General features: G+C 69.1%; 21 protein-coding genes, 1 tRNA gene and 4 pseudogenes. 16 read left to right on the plus strand and 10 right to left on the minus strand.

The window, feature by feature from the left end:
- Positions 1 to 74 precede the first annotated feature (74 nt).
- Positions 75 to 1,886 carry a translation elongation factor 4 gene (lepA, locus tag PGN14_RS12090; protein WP_335299760.1) on the minus strand — a complete coding sequence of 604 codons (1,812 nt, stop codon included), beginning with the start codon at positions 1,884 to 1,886 and terminating at the stop codon, positions 75 to 77.
- Between the two features lie 105 nt (positions 1,887 to 1,991).
- Between lepA and PGN14_RS12095 the strand changes: the two genes are divergently transcribed.
- A complete protein-coding gene (locus PGN14_RS12095) occupies positions 1,992 to 2,948 on the plus strand; it encodes a CsgG/HfaB family protein (protein WP_335299761.1) in 957 nt (318 codons plus the stop codon).
- Positions 2,949 to 2,967: 19 nt separating this feature from the next.
- Here the strand turns inward: PGN14_RS12095 and PGN14_RS12100 are convergent, their stop codons facing one another.
- Together PGN14_RS12100 and pnuC are read right to left on the minus strand one after the other, a co-directional pair.
- Complete coding sequence (locus PGN14_RS12100) at positions 2,968 to 3,486, minus strand: AAA family ATPase (RefSeq protein WP_335299762.1); 519 nt, start codon at positions 3,484 to 3,486, stop codon at positions 2,968 to 2,970.
- Positions 3,483 to 4,058 (minus strand): nicotinamide riboside transporter PnuC, encoded by a 576-nt coding sequence (pnuC, locus tag PGN14_RS12105; RefSeq protein ID WP_335299763.1) that lies wholly within the window; start codon positions 4,056 to 4,058, stop codon positions 3,483 to 3,485. Before pnuC ends, PGN14_RS12100 begins: the two co-directional genes overlap by 4 nt.
- A 135-nt stretch (positions 4,059 to 4,193) precedes the next feature.
- Between pnuC and PGN14_RS12110 the strand changes: the two genes are divergently transcribed.
- The gene (locus PGN14_RS12110) at positions 4,194 to 5,501 is read left to right on the plus strand and encodes an FAD-dependent oxidoreductase (RefSeq protein ID WP_335299764.1); all 1,308 of its coding nucleotides are present in this window, start codon (positions 4,194 to 4,196) and stop codon (positions 5,499 to 5,501) included.
- 84 nt (positions 5,502 to 5,585) lie between these two features.
- A tRNA-Pro gene (locus PGN14_RS12115) sits at positions 5,586 to 5,662 on the plus strand.
- A gap of 41 nt (positions 5,663 to 5,703) precedes the next feature.
- Here PGN14_RS12115 and PGN14_RS12120 read toward each other — a convergent pair.
- Complete coding sequence (locus PGN14_RS12120; RefSeq protein WP_335299765.1) at positions 5,704 to 6,726, minus strand: Gfo/Idh/MocA family protein; 1,023 nt, start codon at positions 6,724 to 6,726, stop codon at positions 5,704 to 5,706.
- Positions 6,719 to 7,675 carry an MDR/zinc-dependent alcohol dehydrogenase-like family protein gene (locus PGN14_RS12125; protein WP_335299766.1) on the minus strand — a complete coding sequence of 319 codons (957 nt, stop codon included), beginning with the start codon at positions 7,673 to 7,675 and terminating at the stop codon, positions 6,719 to 6,721. The genes PGN14_RS12120 and PGN14_RS12125 overlap by 8 nt, the downstream gene beginning before the upstream one ends.
- A gap of 50 nt (positions 7,676 to 7,725) precedes the next feature.
- Here PGN14_RS12125 and PGN14_RS12130 point away from each other — a divergent pair, with 50 nt between their 5' ends.
- The gene (locus tag PGN14_RS12130; protein ID WP_335299767.1) at positions 7,726 to 8,238 is read left to right on the plus strand and encodes a DUF1003 domain-containing protein; all 513 of its coding nucleotides are present in this window, start codon (positions 7,726 to 7,728) and stop codon (positions 8,236 to 8,238) included.
- Here PGN14_RS12130 and PGN14_RS12135 read toward each other — a convergent pair.
- Both PGN14_RS12135 and PGN14_RS12140 read right to left on the minus strand, forming a co-directional pair.
- The gene (locus PGN14_RS12135; protein ID WP_335299768.1) at positions 8,210 to 9,133 is read right to left on the minus strand and encodes a glycosyl hydrolase; all 924 of its coding nucleotides are present in this window, start codon (positions 9,131 to 9,133) and stop codon (positions 8,210 to 8,212) included. The genes PGN14_RS12130 and PGN14_RS12135 overlap by 29 nt on opposite strands.
- Positions 9,130 to 9,975 carry a TIGR04290 family methyltransferase gene (locus PGN14_RS12140; protein ID WP_335299769.1) on the minus strand — a complete coding sequence of 282 codons (846 nt, stop codon included), beginning with the start codon at positions 9,973 to 9,975 and terminating at the stop codon, positions 9,130 to 9,132. Before PGN14_RS12140 ends, PGN14_RS12135 begins: the two co-directional genes overlap by 4 nt.
- Positions 9,976 to 10,027: 52 nt before the next feature.
- Between PGN14_RS12140 and PGN14_RS12145 the strand changes: the two genes are divergently transcribed.
- Both PGN14_RS12145 and PGN14_RS12150 read left to right on the plus strand, forming a co-directional pair.
- Entirely contained in the window at positions 10,028 to 11,011 is a 984-nt protein-coding gene (locus PGN14_RS12145; RefSeq protein ID WP_335299770.1) for a glycosyltransferase family 9 protein, read from the plus strand.
- Positions 11,012 to 11,124: 113 nt separating this feature from the next.
- Positions 11,125 to 11,376 (plus strand): DUF6165 family protein, encoded by a 252-nt coding sequence (locus PGN14_RS12150; RefSeq protein ID WP_335299771.1) that lies wholly within the window; start codon positions 11,125 to 11,127, stop codon positions 11,374 to 11,376.
- On the opposite strand, the gene PGN14_RS12155 is transcribed toward PGN14_RS12150, so the two are convergent.
- Positions 11,360 to 11,893, minus strand: coding sequence for a histidine phosphatase family protein (locus tag PGN14_RS12155; protein ID WP_335299772.1), 534 nt, complete (start codon positions 11,891 to 11,893; stop codon positions 11,360 to 11,362). The two genes, PGN14_RS12150 and PGN14_RS12155, sit on opposite strands and share 17 nt — an antisense overlap.
- Positions 11,894 to 12,121: 228 nt before the next feature.
- On the opposite strand from PGN14_RS12155, the gene PGN14_RS12160 reads away from it, so the two are divergent.
- From PGN14_RS12160 to PGN14_RS12190, 7 genes and pseudogenes are all read left to right on the plus strand, one after another.
- Positions 12,122 to 13,234, plus strand: coding sequence for an NAD-dependent epimerase/dehydratase family protein (locus tag PGN14_RS12160; RefSeq protein WP_335299773.1), 1,113 nt, complete (start codon positions 12,122 to 12,124; stop codon positions 13,232 to 13,234).
- Entirely contained in the window at positions 13,231 to 14,286 is a 1,056-nt protein-coding gene (locus PGN14_RS12165) for an SDR family NAD(P)-dependent oxidoreductase (RefSeq protein WP_335299774.1), read from the plus strand. Before PGN14_RS12160 ends, PGN14_RS12165 begins: the two co-directional genes overlap by 4 nt.
- On the plus strand, positions 14,283 to 16,463 hold the full coding sequence (locus PGN14_RS12170; protein ID WP_335299775.1) for a glycosyltransferase family protein: 2,181 nt from the start codon (positions 14,283 to 14,285) through the stop codon (positions 16,461 to 16,463). Before PGN14_RS12165 ends, PGN14_RS12170 begins: the two co-directional genes overlap by 4 nt.
- Positions 16,460 to 17,545, plus strand: coding sequence for a CgeB family protein (locus PGN14_RS12175; protein WP_335299776.1), 1,086 nt, complete (start codon positions 16,460 to 16,462; stop codon positions 17,543 to 17,545). The genes PGN14_RS12170 and PGN14_RS12175 overlap by 4 nt, the downstream gene beginning before the upstream one ends.
- Positions 17,542 to 18,738 carry a CgeB family protein gene (locus PGN14_RS12180; RefSeq protein ID WP_335299777.1) on the plus strand — a complete coding sequence of 399 codons (1,197 nt, stop codon included), beginning with the start codon at positions 17,542 to 17,544 and terminating at the stop codon, positions 18,736 to 18,738. The genes PGN14_RS12175 and PGN14_RS12180 overlap by 4 nt, the downstream gene beginning before the upstream one ends.
- Positions 18,735 to 19,115 (plus strand): GDP-mannose 4,6-dehydratase, encoded by a 381-nt coding sequence (locus PGN14_RS12185; RefSeq protein ID WP_335299778.1) that lies wholly within the window; start codon positions 18,735 to 18,737, stop codon positions 19,113 to 19,115. The genes PGN14_RS12180 and PGN14_RS12185 overlap by 4 nt, the downstream gene beginning before the upstream one ends.
- Positions 19,116 to 19,140: 25 nt before the next feature.
- Positions 19,141 to 19,738: pseudogene (locus tag PGN14_RS12190) on the plus strand (NAD-dependent epimerase/dehydratase family protein).
- Positions 19,739 to 19,752: 14 nt separating this feature from the next.
- On the opposite strand, the gene PGN14_RS16870 reads toward PGN14_RS12190, so the two are convergent.
- Together PGN14_RS16870 and PGN14_RS16875 are read right to left on the minus strand one after the other, a co-directional pair.
- Complete coding sequence (locus PGN14_RS16870) at positions 19,753 to 20,052, minus strand: epoxyqueuosine reductase QueH (RefSeq protein ID WP_443019505.1); 300 nt, start codon at positions 20,050 to 20,052, stop codon at positions 19,753 to 19,755.
- A 28-nt stretch (positions 20,053 to 20,080) separates the two neighbouring features.
- Positions 20,081 to 20,416: pseudogene (locus PGN14_RS16875) on the minus strand (epoxyqueuosine reductase QueH); the annotation flags it as partial.
- Positions 20,417 to 20,499: 83 nt separating this feature from the next.
- On the opposite strand from PGN14_RS16875, the pseudogene dinB reads away from it, so the two are divergent.
- From dinB to PGN14_RS12210, 3 genes and pseudogenes are all read left to right on the plus strand, one after another.
- Positions 20,500 to 21,321: pseudogene (gene dinB, locus PGN14_RS12200) on the plus strand (DNA polymerase IV); the annotation flags it as partial.
- Entirely contained in the window at positions 21,249 to 21,482 is a 234-nt protein-coding gene (locus tag PGN14_RS12205; protein WP_335299795.1) for a hypothetical protein, read from the plus strand. The pseudogene dinB and the gene PGN14_RS12205, both read left to right, overlap by 73 nt.
- Before the next feature lie 66 nt (positions 21,483 to 21,548).
- Positions 21,549 to 22,065, plus strand: a pseudogene (locus tag PGN14_RS12210) (shikimate 5-dehydrogenase); the annotation flags it as partial.

A 22,065-nucleotide genomic window follows, 5' to 3' on the forward strand; every position in this document is an offset into this window, starting at 1 on the left:
GGGTCCCGCTTCTTCCCGCAACGTGGGAAAAGCAAGCGGGACCCCGGCTCAAGGCCGGGGTGACGGGACGGGGATCACCCCTCGTCGCCCATCCGCAGCGCCGCGATGAACGCCTCCTGCGGGATGCTGACGCTGCCGTATTCGCGCATCTTCAGCTTCCCCTTCTTCTGCTTCTCCAGCAGCTTGCGTTTGCGCGTCGCGTCGCCGCCATAACATTTGGCGGTCACGTCCTTGCGCATCGCGCTGATCGTCTCGCGCGCGATCACCTTGCCGCCGATCGCGGCCTGGATCGGGATCTTGAACAGATGGCGGGGGATCAGTTCCTTCAACCGCTCGCACATGCCGCGCCCGCGCGTCTCGGCGGTGCCGCGGTGGACGATCATCGACAGCGCGTCGACCGGCTCCTCGTTGACGAGGATGCTCATCTTGACGAGATCGCCCTCGCGATAGCCGACCTGATGATAGTCGAAGCTGGCATAGCCCTTCGACAGCGACTTCAGCCGGTCGTAGAAGTCGAACACCACCTCGTTGAGCGGCAGTTCATAGGTCGCCTGCGCACGCCCGCCGACATAGGTCAGGTTCTTCTGGATGCCGCGCCGATCCTGACACAGCTTCAGGATGCTGCCGAGATATTCGTCGGGGACGTAGATCGTCGCCTCGATCCACGGCTCGGCGATGCTCTCGATCTTGTTGGGATCGGGCATGTCGGCGGGATTGTGCAGCTCGATATGCCCGCCGCCGTGCGTCAGCTCGATCTGATAGACCACGCTGGGCGCGGTGGTGATAAGGTCGAGGTCGTATTCGCGCGTCAGCCGCTCCTGGATGATCTCCAGATGCAGCAGCCCCAGGAACCCGCAGCGGAAGCCGAAGCCCAGTGCGGCGGACGTCTCCATCTCGAAACTGAAGCTGGCATCGTTCAGCCGCAGCTTCGAAATGCTCTCACGCAGCTTCTCGAAATCGTTGGCATCGACCGGAAACAGCCCGCAGAACACCACCGGCTGCACTTCCTTGAACCCCGGCAGCGCCTCCGCCGCGGGCTTCTTCGCATCGGTCAGCGTATCGCCGACGCGCGCCTGCGCCACGTCCTTGATCTGCGCGGTGATGAAGCCGATCTCGCCCGGCCCCAGATCGGCCAGCTGCTCGATCTTGGGGCGGAAACAGCCGACGCGGTCGATCAGATGGGTGGTGCCTGCCTGCATGAAAGTGACCTGCTGGCCCTTCCTGAGCACACCCTCCATCACGCGGACCAGGATCATGACGCCCAGATACGGGTCGTACCAGCTGTCGACCAGCATCGCCTTCAGCGGTGCGTCGGCATCCCCCTTCGGCGACGGAATCTTCGTGACGATCGCCTCCAGGATGTCGGCGATGCCGATCCCGGACTTGGCCGACGCCAGCACGGCCTCCGACGCATCGATGCCGATCACGTCCTCGATCTCGGCGCGCACCTTCTCGGGCTCGGCGGCGGGCAGGTCGATCTTGTTGATGACGGGCACGATCTCGTGATCGTGCTCGATCGACTGATAGACGTTGGCGAGCGTCTGCGCCTCCACCCCCTGCGCGGCGTCGACCACCAGCAGCGCGCCCTCGCACGCCGCCAGCGACCGCGACACTTCGTAGGCGAAGTCGACGTGGCCGGGCGTATCCATCAGGTTCAGCGTATAGGTCTCGCCATCGCTCGCCTTGTAGGCGAGGCGCACCGTCTGCGCCTTGATGGTGATGCCGCGCTCTTTCTCGATCTCCATATTGTCGAGCACCTGCTCGCTCATCTCGCGGTCGGACAGGCCGCCGGTGGCCTGAATCAACCGGTCGGCGAGCGTCGACTTGCCGTGGTCGATATGCGCGATGATGGAGAAATTGCGGATCTTGTCGAGCGGAGTGGCCATGATCCCCGCGCGCCTAGCGCAGCCTGCGCGCCGGTGCTAGGGCCGATGGGGTAGATCCGGCGGCGCGGGGGCGCGTCGGCGCGATCACATCAGGGGGGAATGCCAATGAACGGACGTTTCGTCGTCGCCGCGCTGGTCGGTGCAGGGCTGGTCGTGGCCGCACCCGCGGGCGCGCAGAAGCTGGCCAAGGCATCCAGCGGCCAGCGCCTGCAGGAGAAGACCGCGGCCGACGTGCCGCATTGCGTGCGCAAGCTGGGCACGCTGTCGATCGTCGACGGCGACGATCCCCGGCCCTGGACCCAGTACAGCCTGGCTCCGCCGTCGAAGCTGCTGAAGGTGCTGGTGCAGCGCTCCGGCTGCTTCAACCTGGTCGACCGCGGATCGGGGCTGCAAGCGGCACAGCTGGAACGCAACGTCGGCGGTGGGCTGGGTCTCCAGCGCGGCTCCAACGTCGGACAGGGTCAGATCAAGGCGGCCGATTACGTGCTGGTCGCGGAGATCCAGGGCGCCAATTCGAACGTCAGCGGCGGCGGCGCCGCGGCCGGGATCGGCGGGCTGCTGGGTGGTCGCGTCGGCGGGCTGCTGGGCGGCATCGGCAGCAAGAAGATGGAGGCCAATACCGTCCTGTCGCTCACCAACGTGCGCACCACGGAGACGATCGCGACCGAGGACGGCTATGCCGCGAAGAACAATCTGACCTTCGGCGGCGGCGGCTTCCTGGCGGTGGGCGGCGCGGTCGGCGGCGGCTACGACAATACCGACATCGGGCGCATCGTGACGCTGTCGTTCATCCAGGCCTATTCGCGCATGGTCACCAGCCTGGGTCTGGTGACCCCGGGCGATGCGGGCACCGCGCAAGCCGCGCCGAGCAAGACCTTCACCGCGCAGGCGCCGGTGGCGATGCGCGCCTCCGCGGCGGCGACGGCCAAGGCGATCCGCACGCTGCCGGTGGGCGCGATCGTCTATCCCACCGGCAACAAGAACGGCCTGTGGTGGGAGGTCGCCGACGAGAACGACAATGTCGGCTGGGTGCTGAACACCAAGCTGGCACCGTCCAACTGAGGACATGCGCCGGGCGGCGTCAGCGCGCCGCCCGGATCGCGCGCAGCGCGCTGCGATAGCGGCAGGCGCCCTCGCCGCTCACAATTGCCCAGCGGACGCCGCGGCGGTCCAGCTCCGCACGCGACCGGTCGAAGAAGCGGCGGCGATCCTCCGCGCGGCCGAACATCCGCGTGCCGTCCTCCACCCACGGCAGGTCGATGTCGAACAGCAGGTAGAGGTCCGCCGTCCCCTGCCACCGGTCGAACCAGGGGTCGCGCCGTGCGAACAGCATGTCGGCCCATACCGCCGTCATCAGCGGGTCGGTGTCCAGGATCACCGGCGCGCCGTGCGATCGGGCCACCGCCGCCTGCGCCTTCGCATCATGTTCCTGCGCGATATGGACCAGATCGGCCATGGTCATGTCGGTGCCATTCGCCTCGGCCCAGGTGCGGCCGTATTCGTCGACCACCTCCGCTCCCAGATAGCGCGCGAGCCGCGGCGCGATCGTCGACTTGCCGGTGCTCTCCGGCCCGTGGAGGCAGATCGTGCGCAGCCTCATGCCGCGCGCCGCCTTACACGCTGCCCTACACGCTGCCATGCGAGCAGCCCCGCGACCGCGATCACCAGATAGACGAGGTAGAGGAAGGCGAACAGCATCAGCCCCTTGACGAGATAGAGCGGGATCGAGGCAAGATCGACCGCGATCCACAGCCACCAGTTCTCGACCCGGCGCTGCGCCATCAGCAGCTGCGCCACGACGCTGGCGGCGGCGATCGCGGCATCCCACCACGGATAGGAGGCATCGGTGAAGCGGTGCATCGCCAATCCCCATAGCGCCGCCGCGGCAACGATCGCGGCGAGCCACGCCCCGCGCGCGCGGGGCGTCAGGTGCGTGACCACCACCTCGCCCATCGCGGCGCGCGTGCTCGCCCAGTTGCGCCAGCCATAGACATTGGCCGCGACGAAGAAGAGCTGGAGCAACGCATCGGAATACAGCCGCGCCTCGAACACCACCACGCCCAGCAGCGCGACGGACGCGATCCCGGTCGGAAAGGTCCACACGCTGCGCCACGCCGCCAGCGCGACACAGGCGATTCCCAACAGGGTCGCGATCCATTCCAGCACCGACATGACCGCGTCCGTAGAGGGAGATGGCGGCAACGCAAATCGCGATTGTGGCCATCATGCCGCCCTGCCCGCACGGTCAGCCCGCGCTTGCCTCCCCGTGCCAACCGCCTAGGATGGCCGGCAAAAGGAGATGAGAGGATGCGTCACGTCGCGGTCATCGGCTCCGGGCCGGCGGGTTACTACACCGCCGAGGCCTGCCAGAAGGCGTTCGGCGATGCGGTGCGCGTCGACATCATCGACCGGATGCCGGTGCCGTTCGGGCTGATCCGCTCCGGCGTCGCGCCCGACCATCAATCGATCAAGGGGGTCAGCCGCCGCTACGAGGCGACCGCGCTCAGCGACAATGTCCGCTTCGTCGGCCATGTCAGCGTCGGCACCGACGTGACCATTCCCGAGCTGCTCGACCTCTATGACGCGGTTGTCCTTGCGACCGGCGCGCCGCAGGACCGCCCGCTCGGCATCCCCGGCGCGGACCTGCCGGGCGTGGTCGGGTCGGCGGCGTTCGTCGGCTGGTATAACGGCCACCCCGATCACGCCGCGCTGGCGCCGGCGCTGACCGGGCCGGGCGCGGTGGTGGTGGGCGCGGGCAATGTCGCGCTCGACGTCGCGCGCATCCTTGCCAAGACCGCGGATGAATTCGCCGGATCGGATATCGTCGGGCACGCGCTCGACGCGCTGACCGGACAGGCGAGCGACGCCATCACGATCCTGGCACGGCGCGGGCCGCACCAGATCGCGATGACGCCCAAGGAACTGGGCGAGCTGGCGCATCTGTCGCGCGCCCTGCCCACCGTCGATCCCGCCGACCTGCCCCCCGCGGCCGAGGATGCCGTGCTCGACCCGGGCACGCGCAAGGCGGTGGCGCATCTGCGCGCCTTCGCCGACCATCCGCGCGCCGGCGACGATGCCCGGACGCTGCCGATCGTCTTCGACTTCTTCGCGCAGCCGGTCGCGATCGAGGGCGACGGCCGGGTCGAGCGCGTGATCGTCGAGCGCACCCGGCTGGACGAACAGGGCCGCGCGGTCGCCACGGGCGAGACCTACGCCATCCCCGCGCAGTTGGTGGTGAGTTGCATCGGCTATCAGACGCCCCGGGTCGAGGGCGTACCCTATGACGAGAAGCTGGGCCGCTTCGCCAACGACGAGGGCCGCATCGCGCCCGGGCTGTACGCGGTCGGCTGGGCACGGCGCGGACCGACCGGCACGATCGGCACCAACCGCCCCGACGGCTTCCTGATCGCGGACCATATCGCCGCCGACACCGCAGACGACAGCGCCAAGAGCGGCCGCCCCCGGCTCGACGCGCTGCTGGCGTCGCGCGGGGTCGACGTCGTCACCTTCCGCGACTGGCAGGATATCGAGAAGGCGGAAGTGGCCAACGCACGCGACGGCGCTCCGCGCGAGAAGTTCGTCGCGGTGGACGCGATGCTGGGCGCGCGAAAATAGCCGCAGATGATGGCTTGCACGCCCGCGAACCGCTGATATAAGCCGCGCCCTGCCCACGGCCGATCGGCCGCGCGGCACCCTGGTCGGGGAATAGCTCAGCCTGGTAGAGCACTGCCTTCGGGAGGCAGGGGCCGGAGGTTCGAATCCTCTTTCCCCGACCAACTTCATTTTTCATCGCTGATGAATGCGGATGACATCCCCGCTACGTCATCCCGGCCTTGAGCCGGGGTGACGAAGAACCGGCATAGATCGCATCCAGCAGCCGCGCCGTCGCGATGAACCCCTCGCCCGCCGCAGCATCGAATCGCGCGCCCGCGGCCAGCCGCCGTGCCCAGTCGATCGCGGCACGCCCGCCCCAGTCGTCCGGCGGGGTGGCCAGCACCTCGCGCGCGGTGCCGCGGAACAGCGTCGCGGTGAAGTCGTAGAAGCTGCCGTCGACGTTGCGCAGCGCCGCGCCGCCCTGGTCGCCATAGAAGGCCGCCTCGATCACCGCATCCTGCCCCGCATGCAGCCGCCACGAACAGGCGAGCCGCACCGTCACGCCGCCCGCCAGCCGCACCTGCGCGACCGCATGATCCTCCACCGCCGCGGCGTCGCCTAGCGGCTGGCCCTGTGCGGAGAGCACCGCGTCGACATGCTCCACCGCGGGCGCGCCGGTGAGCCACAGCGCGAGATCGGCGAGATGGATGCCGAGGTCCATCACGCACCCGCCCCCCGACAGCGCGCGATCGTAGAACCACGGCTTGTCCGGGCCATAGGCGTTGTGGAAGGTCAGATCGATCGCGAACACGCGCCCCAGTGCGCCGGCCCGCATATGCTCGGCGATCGCCTGCATCCCCGCGGTGAAGCGATAGGACAGGTCCACTCCCAGCAGCCGGTCGGCGCGCCGCGCGGCATCGACCACCGCCGTCACCTCCATCGCGTCACGGCCGAGCGGTTTCTGACAGAAGACCGCGGCGCCCGCCTCCAGCGCGGCGATCGATTGCGCCGCGTGCATCGCGCTCGGCGTGGCGATCACCACGCCGTCGAGGTCCAGCGCCAGCATCTCCTCCAGCAACGCGCAGGCGGTCGCATCCGGCGCCAGCGCCAGCGCCTCGCGCACCATGTCCGGCGACGGGTCCGATAGCGCGGCGGCGTGGATCGCGCCGCTGTCGATCATCGCGGCCATGCGGTGGCGGCCGATCCAGCCCACCCCCAGGAAGCCGACGCGCGGACGCTCACGCATAGGTCACCACCGCCTTCACGAACCCCGCGGGCTTGTCGCGGGTGGCGGCGATCGCCTCCCCCAGCCGGTCGAGCGGGAAGCGGTGCGTGACCAGCGCATCGAGGTCGATCCGACCCTCCGCCACCGCGGCAACGCCCTCCGCCAGCCCGCGCAACGCGACGCGCGGGTCGCGTTCGTGCGCGTTGACCACGTCGATCCCCTTCCAGTTCCAGTCCTGCATGTTCACCTGTCGCGGCCCGTCCTGATGATAGCCCGCGATCACCAGCCGGCCGCCGAAGCCGACCAGCGCGCTGGCGAGGTCGAGCGGCCATTGCTTGCCCACCGCCTCGATCACGCGCTCGCACATCGCTTCGCCGGTCAGCGCCTTGACGCGCTCGATGATCGCCCAATGATCGTCCATCGCCACCGTCTCCGCCGCGCCGAAGCGGCGGGCGAGGTCGAGCGATTCAGCACGACGCGATATCGCGATCACACGCGCGCCCGCGTCGCTCGCCAGCTTCGTCAGGATCGCGCCCAGGAAGCCGATGCCGACGATCGCCACCGTCTGCCCGGGCCGGACGTCGCTGCGGCGGAAGATGTTCATCGCGCACGCCACCGGCTCGCCGGGGATGGCATGGCCGGCGAGGCCCTGCGGCAGCACCACGAGTTGATCGGCACGCGCGACGTCATATTCGGCGAAGCTGGCGCCCGCGAGCAGCGCGACGCGATCGCCCTCCGCCACGCCCGCGACATCGGCGCCCAGCGCGTCGACCACGCCCCACCCCTCGTGCCCCATGCCGCCTGGCGTGCCGGGGAAGGTCGACCAGGGCTGCCCCTCCCACGGTTCGATATTGGAGGCGCAGACGCCGCATCCCTCCAGCCGCACGCGCACCTCGCCCGTGCCCGGTTCGGGCAGGGGAACGTCACGGATCTCGATACGCGCGGGCGCGACCAGGACGGCAGCCTTCATCACAGCTTCCACATTGCTTCCTTTTTCAGCTCCAAGCGTTTGGAAACGCTATGGAAGGATCATCCCGCCTGAACACCACACTGGATGGCAACATCGCCCGCCTGGCGCAGCGTCAGCAGCGGGTCGATCGCACCGCGCCGCTCTCCGACCGGCTCGCCGGGCGGATCACCGCCTTCACCGGATCGATGGCCTTCGTCGCACTTCACGTCGCGTTGTTCGGCGGCTGGATCGTCTGGAACCTGTGGTTCGCGCCGAAGTTCGACCCTACCTTCGTCGTGCTGGCGATGATCGCATCGGTGGAGGCGATCTTCCTCTCCACCTTCGTCCTCATCAGCCAGAATCGCATGGCCGCGCAGTCGCAGGCGCGCGCCGACCTCGACCTGCACATCAACCTGCTCGCCGAGCACGAATTGTCCCGCCTCGCCACGCTGGTGCGCGCGATCGCGGAGAAGATCGGCGTCGAGCCACCCTCCGACGTGAGCGAGATCGAGCGTGACGTCCGTCCGGAAGACGTTCTGGACACGCTGGACAAGGTTACGCCATCACCGTCGTCGGCGGGGTGACCGCGGCCGCCGGCGCGTAGCGGTCGATCGCCCAGGCGCAGAAGTCCGCGAACGCCTGCGGCTCGTGCGCGGCGGAGCTGTGGTGCGGCTGGATCCCCAGATGCTCGGGCGTGAAGCAGAAGGTGACGGTGACGTCGAACTCGGCCAGCGCCTCCATCTGGCGATCGAACCAGCCGATGGCATCGGGGCGGAAGCTGTCCGCCCAGCTGAGCCCGGTGCGCAGCTTGCGCGTGCCCAGCCGCCGCATCCATTCGACCGCATCGTCCAGCCGCGGGTCGTGATAATGGAACCATTGCATCAGCCCCATCTCGCCGGCGACGCGGGCATAGCTGTCGAGCGCGGGCTTGGGCGTACCGTCGGCGCGGATCAGCCCCATGTAGAAATGGCGATAATAGCTCGACCCCTCCGCCTCGCGGTGGCGCGTGGTGGCGCCCCATTCCTGCGGCAGGTCGAACAGCGAATACCAGAAGATGCGCGGGGCGCGCCCGATCAGCAGCTCGGCGGTCTTCTCGACGCCGAACACCTGCACCTCCTCCGCGCCGAACGAGCCGACGCCGACCTCCGTCACCCACACCGGCTTGTCGGTGACCGCCTGGATCTCCGCCAGCTTGGCGGGCCATTCGTGGATCGACCACAGGTTCCAGTCGAGCGGGAAGCCGTGCACCGCGACCACATCGACCGCGTCGAGGCAGCCGTGCCCCTCCATCCGCTTCAGCCACATCGGGTCGATCGGCGACATGCCGCCCAGCACGCGCAGCACCGCAGGGTTCGCCTCCGCGATCGCCGCCCCGGCGCGCGACACCGTATCGGCATAGCGCGACCAGTCGGGGTCGACCTCCGGATCCCAATGCGACTTGTTGTTGGGCTCGTTCCAGATCATCGCGGCTTCGATCATGCGGCGGTTCCCCCGTTGGTCGGCCCCGGGGCCGGATAGACCGCGGCCGGCCCCATGTCCGCATAGGGCACGGGGGCGACGCGGCAGAGATAGACGTCGTTCTGCGGATGCGCCTCGATCGCGAAGCCCGCGGCGCGCAGCATCGCCTCAGAGCCCGCGCGGTTGGGCGCCCACCAATTGGTCCAGTCGCCCGCGAACTTCTTCTCGATGAAATGCATCTTCGGGTAAGTGACGTCGTCGAAATACGAGGGCGGCGTCCACGTCCCCGGCAGATAGAAGGGATGATCCTCCGGCACCTCGCCGACCTCGGTCGAGCCCTGCTGCATCGTCTGGAACAGCATCAGGTCGCCCGCGACATGCTCGCGGATCAGGTCCAGCGCCAGCAGCGGGTGGCGCAGATGATAGAGCACCCCCATGAAGATCACGAGGTCGAACCGCTCGCCCAGCGCCGCGACGTCATAGACGGAAAGCCGTCGGAACTCGACACTGTCGGCATAGCCGAGCGCCTCTGCGGCAAGCTGCGCCTGCGCCAGATAGCGCTGGTCCCAGTCGATGCCGAGCACGCGCGCCGCACCGCGCCGCTTCATCTCCATCGAGTAGAAGCCCGCGTTGCAGCCGATGTCGAGCACGGTCCTGCCGGTCAGGTCGTCGGGCAGGCAGCCACCGAACTCGCCGAACTTCGTCGCCGGATAGTCGCCCAGGAAATGGTCCGGCGCGGTAACGACGCCGTCGCCCAGATCGATATTGTGAAACCACGGCGCCAGCGCCGACACGCGTTCCCGCAGGCTTTCCCGATCCGCCACCCCGCCCCATACTCCCGATACGATTGCGTCACGATCCAACGATTGTTGATGCTGACCGTTCCATAAAGCCGTTCGAAATCATCTGCTTGACATGGATCAAGCGGGGAACCGCGGGGCCGTTCGCGGCTTTGCGGTCGGGATGGAGGAAACCACCCGCCGCTGGATCGCCGCGATGCGCGACGAACGTTATGCCGATGCCTGGGCGATCGAGCAGGCGATCCTGGCGCTGCGCGATCCGGCCACGCGCGACGATCCGGCGCAGCCCTATCACCGCCGCTGGGTGTGGGACGGACGCGCGCCGGACGGACGCGACGTGCTGGTACGCTGCTATCAGGGGCTGGGCGACACGATCCAGTTCGCGCGCTACCTGCCGCTACTGGCGGCGCGCGCGCGATCGGTGACGGTGGAGGCGCCGGCGCGGCTCCACCCGCTGCTGCGTGCGATCGCGGACGTGGCGCTTCTGGCGTTCGATCCGGCGAACCCCGCGCCGCCCGCGGACCTCGATATCGAGATGACCGAACTGGCCTCGGCGTTGCGGATGCCGCCGTTGGCGGTGCCGGTGCCGTATCTGGCCCACACGCCCGCCGCGCTGCCACGCGGGACGATCGGGCTATGCTGGGCCGCCGGCGACTGGGACCGCGACCGCTGGGTGCCGGAGGCGCTGCTGGCACCGGTCGCACGCGCCGGTCCCAGCCTGTCGCTGGTCGCCGCGCCCACCGCGCTGCCGGTGCTCAACCCCGATGGCTGCGCGTTCGACCTGTCGGCCACCGCCGCGCTGGTCGCGGGCTGCGCGCTGGTCGTTACCGTCGATACGATGATCGCGCATCTGGCGGGGGCGATGGGCAAGCCGGTGTGGCTGATGCTGAAGGCGGAGCCGGACTGGCGCTGGAATCCGCAGGCGCGCACCAGCGGCTGGTATCCCTCCGCCCGCCTCTATGTCCAGCCGCGCAGCGGCGACTGGCACGCGGTGACGCGCGCGATCGCGCGCGACCTGCCCGGTTTCTTCCACCACGATGTCGCGGAGAGCGATCATGGCCAGCCTGCCCAATCCGTCGGTGCCCGTCTCCTGGGGTGAGTTGCTCGACAAGATCACGATCCTGGAAATCAAGCGCGAGCGCATCGCGCGCGACGAGGCACGCGCCAACGTGATGCGCGAACATTCGCTGCTGTCGCGCGCGGGGGGCGGGCGTGCTGGGCGACGGGCGCGTGCGCCAGCTGTTCGGCCGGCTGAAGGCGGTCAACACCGACCTGTGGGAGATCGAGGATGCGATCCGCCGCGAGGAGGCCGCCGCGACATTTGGCGACACCTTCATCCGCCTCGCGCGCGCCGTCTATCGCCGCAACGACGAACGCGCCGCGCTGAAGCGTGAGATCAACCTCGCGCTGGACAGCGAGCTGATCGAGGAAAAGAGCTACGCCGACCTCACCCCCGCTCGTTGAGCGCGACGAGGCAGGCGCCCTCCCCCTCCAGCTCCAGCGTCGTGATCGATCCCGGATCGCAGCCGAGCTGAAAAATTCGGGTGAGGTCCAGCCCCAGATAATGCGCGACGACGCCGCGGATCACGTCGCAATGCGTGACGCACAGGCTCACGCCGGGCGGCCGCGCCGCGACGAACGCGACCGCACGCGCGACCGCCTCCGCCATCGTCTCGCCGCCGGGACAGCGCGCGACGTCGCGCGCGGCGTTCCAGTGCCGCCAGTCGGGATCGTCCTCCAGCGCCGCGAAGGTCCGCCCGGTGAAGGCGCCGAAATCGACTTCGTCGAGCGCCGGCTCGATCAGCACGCGCTGCCCCAGCCGATCGGCGAGCGGCCGCGCGGTCTGCTGCGTGCGTCGTCGCGGGCTGGCATGGATCGCCACCGGATCGACACTCCGCCATCGCTGCGCAAGTGCCGTCGCCTGCCCCATTCCCATCGCGTCGAGCGCGATGTCGGACCGTCCGCTGAGTACGCGACCCACCTCCGCATGTTGCCCGTGACGGACCAGCAACACCGTTCGTTTCACCGTCGAGCAACCTGCATCATTGCTTTCGATCAACCATAAAAGTTACGCTATCCCAACATCTTATGGAACAATGCTGCTAAGAGGATGTTCATCCTGCGTTCTTGACCGAGGGATCGTCTAGGGCTTGCCGATGCGTTCGGCGACCCCCGCGTGACCCTATTCGGTCGCGGAGGGGAAAAGCGGGTGGAGACGATCCTGATTACCGGCGGCGCGGGCTTCATCGGCCGCTTCGTTGCGGACGAACTGCTGGCGCGCGGCAACAAGGTGCGCGTGCTCGACAGCCTGATCGAGCAGGTCCACGGCGATTGCGACCGCCCGCCGCTGCTGAACGACGAGGTCGAGCTGATCCGCGGCGACGTGCGCAACGGCGATGTCGTGCGCAAGGCACTCGACGGCGTCGACAGCGTCATCCACCTTGCCGCGGAAGTAGGCGTCGGCCAGTCGATGTACGAGGTGGAACGCTATACCTCCACCAACGACGTCGGCACCGCCGTCCTCTTCGAGAAGCTCATCGACCGCCCCGTTCGACGCGTCGTCACCGCCTCGTCCATGTCGATCTATGGCGAGGGGCTGTATCGCGATGCCGATGGCGCGCTGGTGCAGGACGCCGAGCGCAAGGGACTGCGCGATGGCCTCACCAACTGGGAGCCGGTCGATGCACAGGGTCGCCCGCTGACCCCGATCGCGACGCCCGAGTGGAAGCAGCCCAATCTCGCCTCGATCTACGCGCTCAACAAGTACGTGCAGGAGCGCACGACGCACATCATGGCCGCGCCCTATGGGATCGAGGGCGTGTGCCTGCGGCTGTTCAACGTCTATGGCCCCGGCCAGGCGCTTTCCAACCCCTATACCGGCGTGCTGGCGATCTTCGCGTCGCGGTTGCTCAACGGGCAGCAGCCGATGATCTTCGAGGATGGCGAGCAGCGCCGCGACTTCGTCCATGTCACCGACGTGGCGCGCGCCTTCGCCGATGCGCTGACGCTGCCGCAGGCGGTGGGCGGGACGTTCAACATCGGATCGGGGCACGACCGCTCCGTGACCGAGGTCGCGACCGAGCTGGCCCACGCGATGGGCAAGAACGACATCGCGCCCGAGATCGTCGGCAAGGCGCGGATCGGCGACATCCGCCACTGTTTCTGCGACACGACGCTGGCGCAGGAGCGGCTGGGCTTCGCCGCGCGGCAGGACTTTCGCGAGGGCCTCGCCGAACTGGCGGAATGGGTCGCGCAGCAGACCGCCGAGGACAAGGTCGCGACGATGCGCGCCGAGCTGGAAAAGCGCGGGCTGGTGGCATGACCGCTCCGGTTCTGGTGACAGGGGGGGCGGGGTTCATCGGGTCGAACCTCGCCGACCGGCTGGCGGGCGACGGGCATGACGTGCTGGTCTATGACGCACTGGCGCGCACCGGCGTGGAGCGCAACCTCGCCTGGCTGCGCGCGCGGCACGGCGAGCGCATCCGCTTCGTCCACGCCGACCTGCGCGACGATGCCGCGCTGACCGAGGCGGCGGCTGGCGCGAGCGCGGTGTTCCACTTCGCCGCGCAGGTGGCGGTGACGACCAGCCTGGAGGACCCGCGCGAGGATCATGCGATCAACGTCACCGGCACGCTGACGCTGCTGGAGGCGCTGCGCCGCCATGCGCCGCAGGTGCCGCTGATCTTTGCCTCGACCAACAAGGTCTATGGCGATCTCGCCGATCTCGACTTCGTGCTGGAGGGCGACGCGTATCGCCCGGTCGACCCGCAGGTGCGCGCGCATGGCATCGGCGAGGCACGCCCGCTCGATTTCCACACCCCCTATGGCGTATCGAAGGGCGCGGCGGACCAATATGTGCTGGATTATGCGCGCAGCTACGGGCTGAAGACCTGCGTCTTCCGCATGAGCTGCATCTACGGCCAGCGGCAGATGGGGACCGAGGATCAGGGCTGGGTCGCGCACTTTCTGATCCGCGCGCTGACCGGCGAGCCGATCACCCTCTATGGCGACGGGCATCAGGTGCGCGACGTGCTGGACGTGCGCGATGCCGTCGCGGCCTATCTGGCGGCGTGGAAGCGGATCGACGCGGTGACCGGGCGCGCGTTCAACCTGGGCGGGGGCGTCGACAATGCGATCAGCCTGCGCGTGCTGCTGGACCATATCGCGACGCTGACGGACCGTGCGCCGCGCGTGGATTTCGCCGACTGGCGCGCGGGCGACCAGCGCTATTTCGTCGCCGACACGCGCGCTGCCGCCGCCGCGCTCGACCTGCCGGCGCGGCGCGACTGGCGTGACGGGGTCGCGGCGCTGGCGCAATGGCTGGAGCGCGAACGCAGCGCCGTGCCCGAGGACCGCGTCGGGGTCGCCGCATGACCCGGCTGCTGATGACGGCCGATACCGTGGGCGGCGTGTGGCAATATGCCACCGACCTCGCGCATGGTCTGACTGCCGCCGGGATGATGGTGGAGATCGCGGTGCTGGGGCCGCCGCCGGGCGAGGCGCAGCGCGCCGCCGCCGCAGGCCTGACGGTGATCGACACCGGGCTGCCGCTCGACTGGCTGGCGAGCGATGCCGCCGCGGTGGAGCGCACCGCGACCGCGATCGCCGCGCTGGCATCCGCGCGCGGGGCCGATCTGGTACAGCTCAACCAGCCCGCGCTGGCGATCGCGGCGTTCGACCGTCCGGTGGTGGCGGTGGCGCATAGCTGCGTCGCGAGTTGGTGGGCGGCGGTCGAGCACGGTCCCCTGCCCGACGCTTTCCGCTGGCAGACCGATCTGGTCGCACGCGGCCTCGCTCGCGCCGATGCGGTGGTCTGCCCCTCGCGCCACCATGCCGACACGGTGGCGCGGCTCTACGCGCTGCCGCACGCGCCGCTCGCGATCCACAATGCGCGCGAGCGGGCGGCGGCGACCGGCGCGCTGCACGACTTCGCCTTCACCGCGGGGCGGCTGTGGGACCGTGGCAAGAACGTCGCCACGCTCGATCGCGCCGCCGCGCGGCTGGGCGTGCCATTCAAGGCCGCGGGCGCGGTTGCGGGGCCGCACGGCGAGCGCGTGACCGCGACCAACCTGCACCTGCTGGGTCATGTCGGCGATGCGACGATCACGGGCTGCCTGTCGGCGCGCCCCGTCTTCGCGTCCGCCGCGCGCTATGAGCCGTTCGGGCTGGCGGTGCTGGAGGCGGCGCTGGCGGGGTGCGCGCTGCTGCTGTCCGACATCCCGACCTTCCGTGAATTATGGGACGGCGTCGCGATGTTCGTCGACCCCGACGATGCCGCCGGCTTCGCCGATGCGATCGAGATGCTGCTCGCCGACCCGCGGCGTATCTCGATCGGTCAGGCGGCGCGTGAGCGCGCGCTGGGCTATTCCGCGGAGCGGCAGGTGGCGGCGATGATCGCGCTCTACGCCCGGTTGCTGCCCGCGACGCGGCAGGGTGGCGGCATGAGGATCGTCTATTTCACCCACAGCCTCGCCTCGTGCTGGAACCACGGCAACGCGCACTTCCTGCGCGGCGTGCTGTCGGAGATGATCGCGCGCGGGCACGACGTCCGCGTCTTCGCGCCGGAGAACAGCTGGAGCCTGACCAACCTGATCGCGGACCATGGGCCGGGGGCGCTCGACGCCTATCGCGCCGCCTATCCGGAGCTGGGTTCGGTCTGCTACCCCGAAGATGCCGATGTCGAGGCGATGGTTGACGGTGCCGATGTCGTCATCGCGCACGAATGGAACGCGCATGCGCTGGTCGCGCGGCTGGGCACGCTGCGCAAGCGCGGCGCGCGCTTCACGCTGCTGTTCCACGACACGCATCATCGCGCGGTCAGCGCGCCCGGGGAGATGCGCGCCTACGACCTGTCCGGCTACGACGGCGTGCTCGCCTTCGGCGAGACGCTGTCGGAGGTGTATCGCGGCTGGGGCTGGAACGGGCGCGTCTGGACTTGGCACGAGGCCGCCGACACACGCCGCTTCGTGCCGCTGGAGGGCGAGCGCGACGGGCTGATCTGGATCGGCAACTGGGGCGACGGCGAGCGGACCGCGGAGATCGAGCATTTCCTGCTCGCACCCGCACGCGATGCGGGCCTGTCGCTCGACGTCCACGGCGTGCGCTATCCGGCCGAGGCGAAGGCGATGCTGGCGCGCTACGGCGCGCATTATCGCGGCTGGGCACCCAATGCCGCCGCGCCCGCGCTGTTCGCGCGCGCGCTGGCGACCGTCCACGTCCCGCGGCGCTATTATGCGACGATCCTGCCCGGTATCCCGACGATCCGCGTGTTCGAGGCGCTGGCCTGCGGCATCTCGCTCGTCTCCGCCCCGTGGCAGGATAGCGAGGGGCTGTTCCGCCCCGGACAAGACTTCCTCACCGCGCGCGACGGCGCGGAGATGACCCGCCACCTGCGCGACCTGCGCGAGGATGCGGGGCTGCGCGCCGCGCTCGCCGCATCGGGACGCGAGACGATCCTCGCGCGCCACACCTGCGCGCATCGCGTCGACGAACTGCTGGCGATCCTCGCCCGGCTCGACGCCCACCCCCAGCAACGGAGCGCCGCGGCGTGAAGATCGCCTTCTACGGATCCAGCCTGCTGTCCTCCTACTGGAACGGCGCGGCCACTTATTATCGCGGCATCCTGCGTGCGCTGGCGGCACGCGGGCACGACATCACCTTCTACGAACCCGATGCCTTCGACCGGCAGCAGCATCGCGACATCGACCCGCCCGATTACGCGAAGGTCGTGGTCTATCCCGCAACCGACGATGGCCTGCGCGGCGTGCTGGCGCAGGCGGGCGCGGCGGATGTGGTGGTGAAGGCCAATGGCGTCGGCGTGTTCGATCGCGAATTGCTGGAGGGCGTGATCGCCGGCGCGCGCGACGATGCGCTGACGATCTTCTGGGACGTCGACGCCGCCGCGACGCTGGACGAGATGCGCGCCGACGCGGCGCACCCGGTGCGCGCCGCGCTGCCCGCGCTCGACATGGTGCTGACCTATGGCGGTGGCGATCCGGTGGTGGACGCCTATCGCGAGTTCGGCGCGGCACAATGCGTGCCGGTCTATAACGCGCTCGATCCCCAAACGCATCATCCGGTGGCGCCCGACGAACGCTTCGCATGCGACCTCGCCTTCCTGGGCAACCGCCTGCCCGACCGCGAGGCGCGGGTGGAGGAATTCTTCCTGCGCCCCGCCGCGGCGATGCCGGAGCGCGCGTTTCTGATCGGCGGCAACGGCTGGGACACGAAGGCGATGCCCGGCAACGTCCGCCACCGCGGCCATGTCTTCACCGCCGAGCACAATGCCTTCAACTGCACCCCCAAAGCGGTGCTGAACGTCGCACGCGATTCGATGGCCGATGTCGGCTTCTCGCCCGCGACGCGCGTGTTCGAGGCGGCGGGCGCGGCGGCCTGCCTCATCACCGATGCGTGGGAGGGGATCGAACTGTTCCTGACCCCCGATCGCGAGGTGTTGGTGGCGCGCGACGGACAGGATGTGGCGGAGCATCTCGCCGCGCTCACGCCGGAACGCGCACAGGCCATCGGCCAGGCGTCGATGGCGCGGGTGCGGCGCGAACATACCTACGATTTGCGCGGCGAGCAGGTGGACGTGTTGCTGCGCACCCACGCCAAGCGGCTGGTGGCGGCATGAAGCTGATCGTCCTCGGCCTCTCGCTGTCCTCCTCCTGGGGCAACGGCCATGCCACCACCTTCCGCGCGCTGCTGAAGGCATTCGCGGCGCGCGGGCATGACGTCCATTTCCTGGAGCGCGACGTTCCCTGGTATGCCGCGCATCGCGACGAACCCGCACCCGATTACTGCCGGCTGGACCTCTACCCGACGCTCGACGCGCTGGACGCATGGCACGACACGATCGCGGCCGCGGATGCGGTGATCGTCGGTTCCTACGTGCCCGACGGCGTCGCGGTGGCACGCCGCGTGCAGGACTGGGCGCGCGGCGTCACCGCCTTCTACGACATCGACACGCCGGTGACGCTCGCGGCGCTGGAACGCGGCGACTGCGATTATCTCTCGCCAGAGGTCATTCCCGGGTTCGACGTCTATCTCTCCTTCACCGGCGGGCCGACGCTGGCGCGGATCGAGCATCAGTATCGCAGCCCCGCCGCGCGCGCGCTCTATTGCTCGGTCGACACCGACCGCTATCGCCCCACCGGCGCCGACAAGCGCTGGGACCTGTCCTATCTCGGCACCTACAGCCCCGACCGCCAGCCGACGCTGGAGCGGCTGTTGATCGACGCGGCACGCCGCGCACCCGACCGCCGCTTCGTCGTCGCGGGGCCGCAATATCCTGCCGCCATCGACTGGCCCGCCAATGTCGAGCGGATCGAGCATCTGCCGCCGGCCGACCACCCCGACTTCTACTCCGCCAGCCGTGCCACGCTGAACGTGACGCGTGCGGACATGATCGCGGCCGGCTGGTCGCCCTCGGTGCGGCTGTTCGAGGCGGCGGCGTGCGGCACCCCGATCGTGTCGGATCGCTGGGAGGGCATCGACGAGCTGCTGGTGCCCGGCCGCGAGATCGTGCTGGCCGACACCACCGACGACGCGCTGGCCGCGCTGGCGCGCGACGGACCTGCCTGTGCTGGGCCAGGCGGCGCGCGCCCGCGTGCTGGCGGAACATGGCGCCGACACCCGCGCCGCCGAACTGGAACGCCACCTGACCGAGGCGATGGCCGCGACGCCGCGCGCCCGCACTTACGCATGATTTCCCGACAGAAGGAGCCACCATCCATGGGTCAACAGCTACCGATCGCACTGGTCGCCGGGGGCGCGGGGGTTCATCGGCTCGCATCTGTGCCGTGCGCTGACCGAGCGCGGGTTTGAGGTGCTGTTGCCTCGACAACCTCCAGACCGCGCGCCCGTCCAACCTGCGCCTGCTGGAGGCGCTGCCGGGCTTCACCTTCGTCGAGGCCGATATCGTCAACACGCTGCCCGAGGCGGTGACGCGCCACGCCGGGCGGATCACCCGCATCTACAATTGCGCCTGCGCGGCCTCCCCGCCGCAATATCAGGCCGATCCCGAGCATACGATGCTGACCAACGTGGTCGGTACGCACCACCTGCTGCGCCTCGCCGAGCAGAGCGGCGCGCGCTTCCTGCTGACCTCCACCAGCGAGGTGTACGGCGATCCGGAGGTGCATCCGCAGGTGGAGGGGCTATCGCGGCTGGGTCAGCTGCACCGGCCCGCGCGCCTGCTATGACGAAGGCAAGCGCGCGGCGGAGGCGATGACCTTCGACTATGCCCGCATGGCGCGTGCCGAGGTGCGCGTCGCGCGCATCTTCAACACCTATGGCCCGCACATGCACCCCGACGACGGGGCGCGTGGTGTCCAACCTGGTCTGCCAGGCGCTGACGGGGAACGACATCACCGTCTATGGCGACGGCACGCAGACGCGCAGCTTCTGCTACGTCAGCGACATGGTGGAGGGGCTGATCCGCCTGATGGAAAGCGACATCGACGGGATGGAGCCGGTCAACCTCGGCAACCCCGACGAATTCACGATCGGCGAGCTGCTCGACAAGGTGCTGGCGCTGGTGCCAACCGACGGACAGGTGATCCACACGCCGCTGCCGCAGGACGACCCCCGCCGCCGCCGCCCCCGACATCACGCGCGCGCGCGCGCTGCTGGGGTGGGAACCGAGGGTGCGGATCGACGACGGCCTGCCCCGCACCGCGGCGTGGTTCGCGGACGAACTGGGGGTCGAGGTGGCGCTGCCGGTGGCGGCGGAATAAGCGCCGGCCTTTCCGTCATTGCGAGCGTAGCGAAGCAATCCAGGGCGTCACGCTCTGGGCTCTGGATTGCTTCGCTATGCTCGCAATGACGGCCCGATTTTGCTCACTCATCCCCGTAATACATCTCGCCGATGCGGATCTCCTCGCGCCCCTGGCTGACGCGGTGCGCGTTGGTGTCGCGCAGCGAATAGACGCAGCCGCAATATTCCTGCTGATAGAAATGTTCGCGCTTGCTGATCTCGATCATCCGCGCCGCACCGCCGCCCTTGCGCCAGTTGAACGTCCAATAGGCGATGCCGGGATAATGCGCCGCCGCGCGCTCGCCGCAGTCGTTGATCTGCGCCATGTTCTTCCAGCGCGAGATGCCGACGCGACGAGGTGATGACCGGGAAGCCGTTCTCATGCGCATACAGCGCGGTACGCTCGAACCGCATGTCGAAGCACATCGTGCAGCGCGCACCGCGTTCCGGCTCGGACTCCATCCCCTTGGCGCGGCGGAACCAGTTGACCGTGTCGTAATCGGCATCGACGAAGGGGATGTCGTGCTTCTCGGCGAAGCGGATATTCTCTTCCTTGCGGAGGATATATTCCTCCTTGGTGGTGTTGGGATTGTAGAAGAAGATCGTATAGTCGATCCCGCTGGCGGTCATCGCCTCCATCACCTCGCCCGAGCAGGGCGCGCAGCAGGAATGGAGCAGCACCTTCTTCTCGCCATCGGGCGGGGTCAGGATCGGTCGCTGAACGGGTTGGGCAAGGTTCTCGGTCATCGCGCGCGCATAGCCGATCGTGGCCGAAAAGTCATCGGTCGCCTATATGCGCCACCGTGCCGCGCAAGATCATCCATATCGACATGGACGCCTTCTATGCCAGCGTCGAGCAGCGCGATGCGCCGGAACTGCGCGGGCGCCCGGTCGCGGTCGGCGGCGCGCGCGCACGCGGCGTGGTCGCGGCGGCGAGCTACGAGGCGCGTGCCTTCGGAGTGCGCTCCGCCATGCCCTCGGTCACCGCGATGCGGCGCTGCCCCGACCTCGTCTTCGTCAAGCCGCGGTTCGAGGTGTATAGCGCGATCAGCCGCCAGATCCGCGCGATCTTCGCGGATTATACCGACCTGATCGAGCCGCTGTCGCTCGACGAAGCCTATCTGGACGTGACCGAGGATCGCCATGGACTGGGGTCGGCACAGGCCATCGCCGAACAGATCCGCGCGCGCATCAAGGCGGAGACGCAACTGACCGCGTCCGCCGGGGTCAGCTACAACAAGTTCATCGCCAAGCTGGCGTCGGACCAGAACAAGCCCGACGGCATCTGCGTCATCCCGCCCGCCAAAGGCGCCGCCTTTGTCGCCGCACTGCCGGTCAAGCGCTTCCATGGCGTCGGCCCCGTCACCACCACCAGGATGGCGCGGCTGGGGATCGAGACGGGGGCCGATCTGCGCGCACGCAGCATCGACATGCTGCGCCGGCATTTCGGCAGCTATGCCGATTACCTGTTCGCCGCCCGCGCGCGGCGAGGACGAGCGGCCGGTCCGCGCGCACCGCGTCGCCAAGCTCGGTCGGCGCCGAACGCACGTTCGAGAGCAACCTGTCCGATCCGGCCGCGATCCACGACGCCCTGGCGCATGTCGCGGACGCCGCATGGACGCGGATCGAGCGCAACGAGGCGGCGCGGCCGCACCGTCACGCTCAAGGTCCGCCGCGCCGATTTCCAGACGATCACGCGCGCGCGATCGGTGGCCCGCGGGGATCGCGGACAAGGCGCATTTCCTCGCCACCGGAGCGGCGCTGCTCGCGCCGCTCCTGCCGGTCGCGGGGCGGATCCGGCTGCTGGGGCTGACGCTGTCGGGCATGATCCGCGACGAGGAGGATGCGCAACCCGCGCTGCCGCTGTAGAGAGACCGTCATGAAACCACCGATCGGCCCCTCCACCCGCCTGTGCATGTCGCTGGCCGCGCGTCCCGGCACGTTCGGGTCGCGCTTCCACAACCATCTTTATGCCGCGCTGGGGCTAGATTACCTCTACAAGGCGTTCACCACGACCGACCTGCCCGGCGCGATCGCCGGCATCCGTGCGCTGGGCATTCGCGGCTGCGCGATCTCGATGCCGTTCAAGGAAGCGGTGATCCCGCTGCTCGACGAGCTGCGCGCTTCCGCCGCCGCGATCGAGAGCGTCAACACCATCGTCAACGACGATGGCCATCTGTCGGGCTACAACACCGATTACAGCGCGGTCGCGACGCTGGTCGCACCGCTTCCCCGCCTGCCTTTCCTGCTGCGCGGCAGCGGCGGCATGGCGAAGGCGGGTGGCGACCGCGATGGTCGACGCCGGTTTCGCGGCGGGCACGATCGCCGCGCGCAATGCCGACCGGGGGGGCCGCACTGGCCGCGAAGCTGGACTGCGAATGGGTCGCCGACGCGAC

The organism is Sphingomonas adhaesiva, from assembly GCF_036946305.1.
GTDB classification, from domain to species: domain Bacteria; phylum Pseudomonadota; class Alphaproteobacteria; order Sphingomonadales; family Sphingomonadaceae; genus Sphingomonas; species Sphingomonas adhaesiva_B.

Excerpts from the sequence above, each read along its gene's own strand:
- lepA (WP_335299760.1), bottom strand. The coding sequence starts at position 1,886 with ATGGCCACTCCGCTCGACAAGATCCGCAATTTCTCCATCATCGCGCAT.
- PGN14_RS12095 (WP_335299761.1), top strand. The coding sequence starts at position 1,992 with ATGAACGGACGTTTCGTCGTCGCCGCGCTGGTCGGTGCAGGGCTGGTC.
- PGN14_RS12100 (WP_335299762.1), bottom strand. The coding sequence starts at position 3,486 with ATGAGGCTGCGCACGATCTGCCTCCACGGGCCGGAGAGCACCGGCAAG.
- pnuC (WP_335299763.1), bottom strand. The coding sequence starts at position 4,058 with ATGTCGGTGCTGGAATGGATCGCGACCCTGTTGGGAATCGCCTGTGTC.
- PGN14_RS12110 (WP_335299764.1), top strand. The coding sequence starts at position 4,194 with ATGCGTCACGTCGCGGTCATCGGCTCCGGGCCGGCGGGTTACTACACC.
- PGN14_RS12120 (WP_335299765.1), bottom strand. The coding sequence starts at position 6,726 with ATGCGTGAGCGTCCGCGCGTCGGCTTCCTGGGGGTGGGCTGGATCGGC.
- PGN14_RS12125 (WP_335299766.1), bottom strand. The coding sequence starts at position 7,675 with ATGAAGGCTGCCGTCCTGGTCGCGCCCGCGCGTATCGAGATCCGTGAC.
- PGN14_RS12130 (WP_335299767.1), top strand. The coding sequence starts at position 7,726 with ATGGAAGGATCATCCCGCCTGAACACCACACTGGATGGCAACATCGCC.
- PGN14_RS12135 (WP_335299768.1), bottom strand. The coding sequence starts at position 9,133 with ATGATCGAAGCCGCGATGATCTGGAACGAGCCCAACAACAAGTCGCAT.
- PGN14_RS12145 (WP_335299770.1), top strand. The coding sequence starts at position 10,028 with ATGGATCAAGCGGGGAACCGCGGGGCCGTTCGCGGCTTTGCGGTCGGG.
- PGN14_RS12165 (WP_335299774.1), top strand. The coding sequence starts at position 13,231 with ATGACCGCTCCGGTTCTGGTGACAGGGGGGGCGGGGTTCATCGGGTCG.
- PGN14_RS12170 (WP_335299775.1), top strand. The coding sequence starts at position 14,283 with ATGACCCGGCTGCTGATGACGGCCGATACCGTGGGCGGCGTGTGGCAA.
- PGN14_RS12180 (WP_335299777.1), top strand. The coding sequence starts at position 17,542 with ATGAAGCTGATCGTCCTCGGCCTCTCGCTGTCCTCCTCCTGGGGCAAC.
- PGN14_RS16870 (WP_443019505.1), bottom strand. The coding sequence starts at position 20,052 with ATGAGAACGGCTTCCCGGTCATCACCTCGTCGCGTCGGCATCTCGCGC.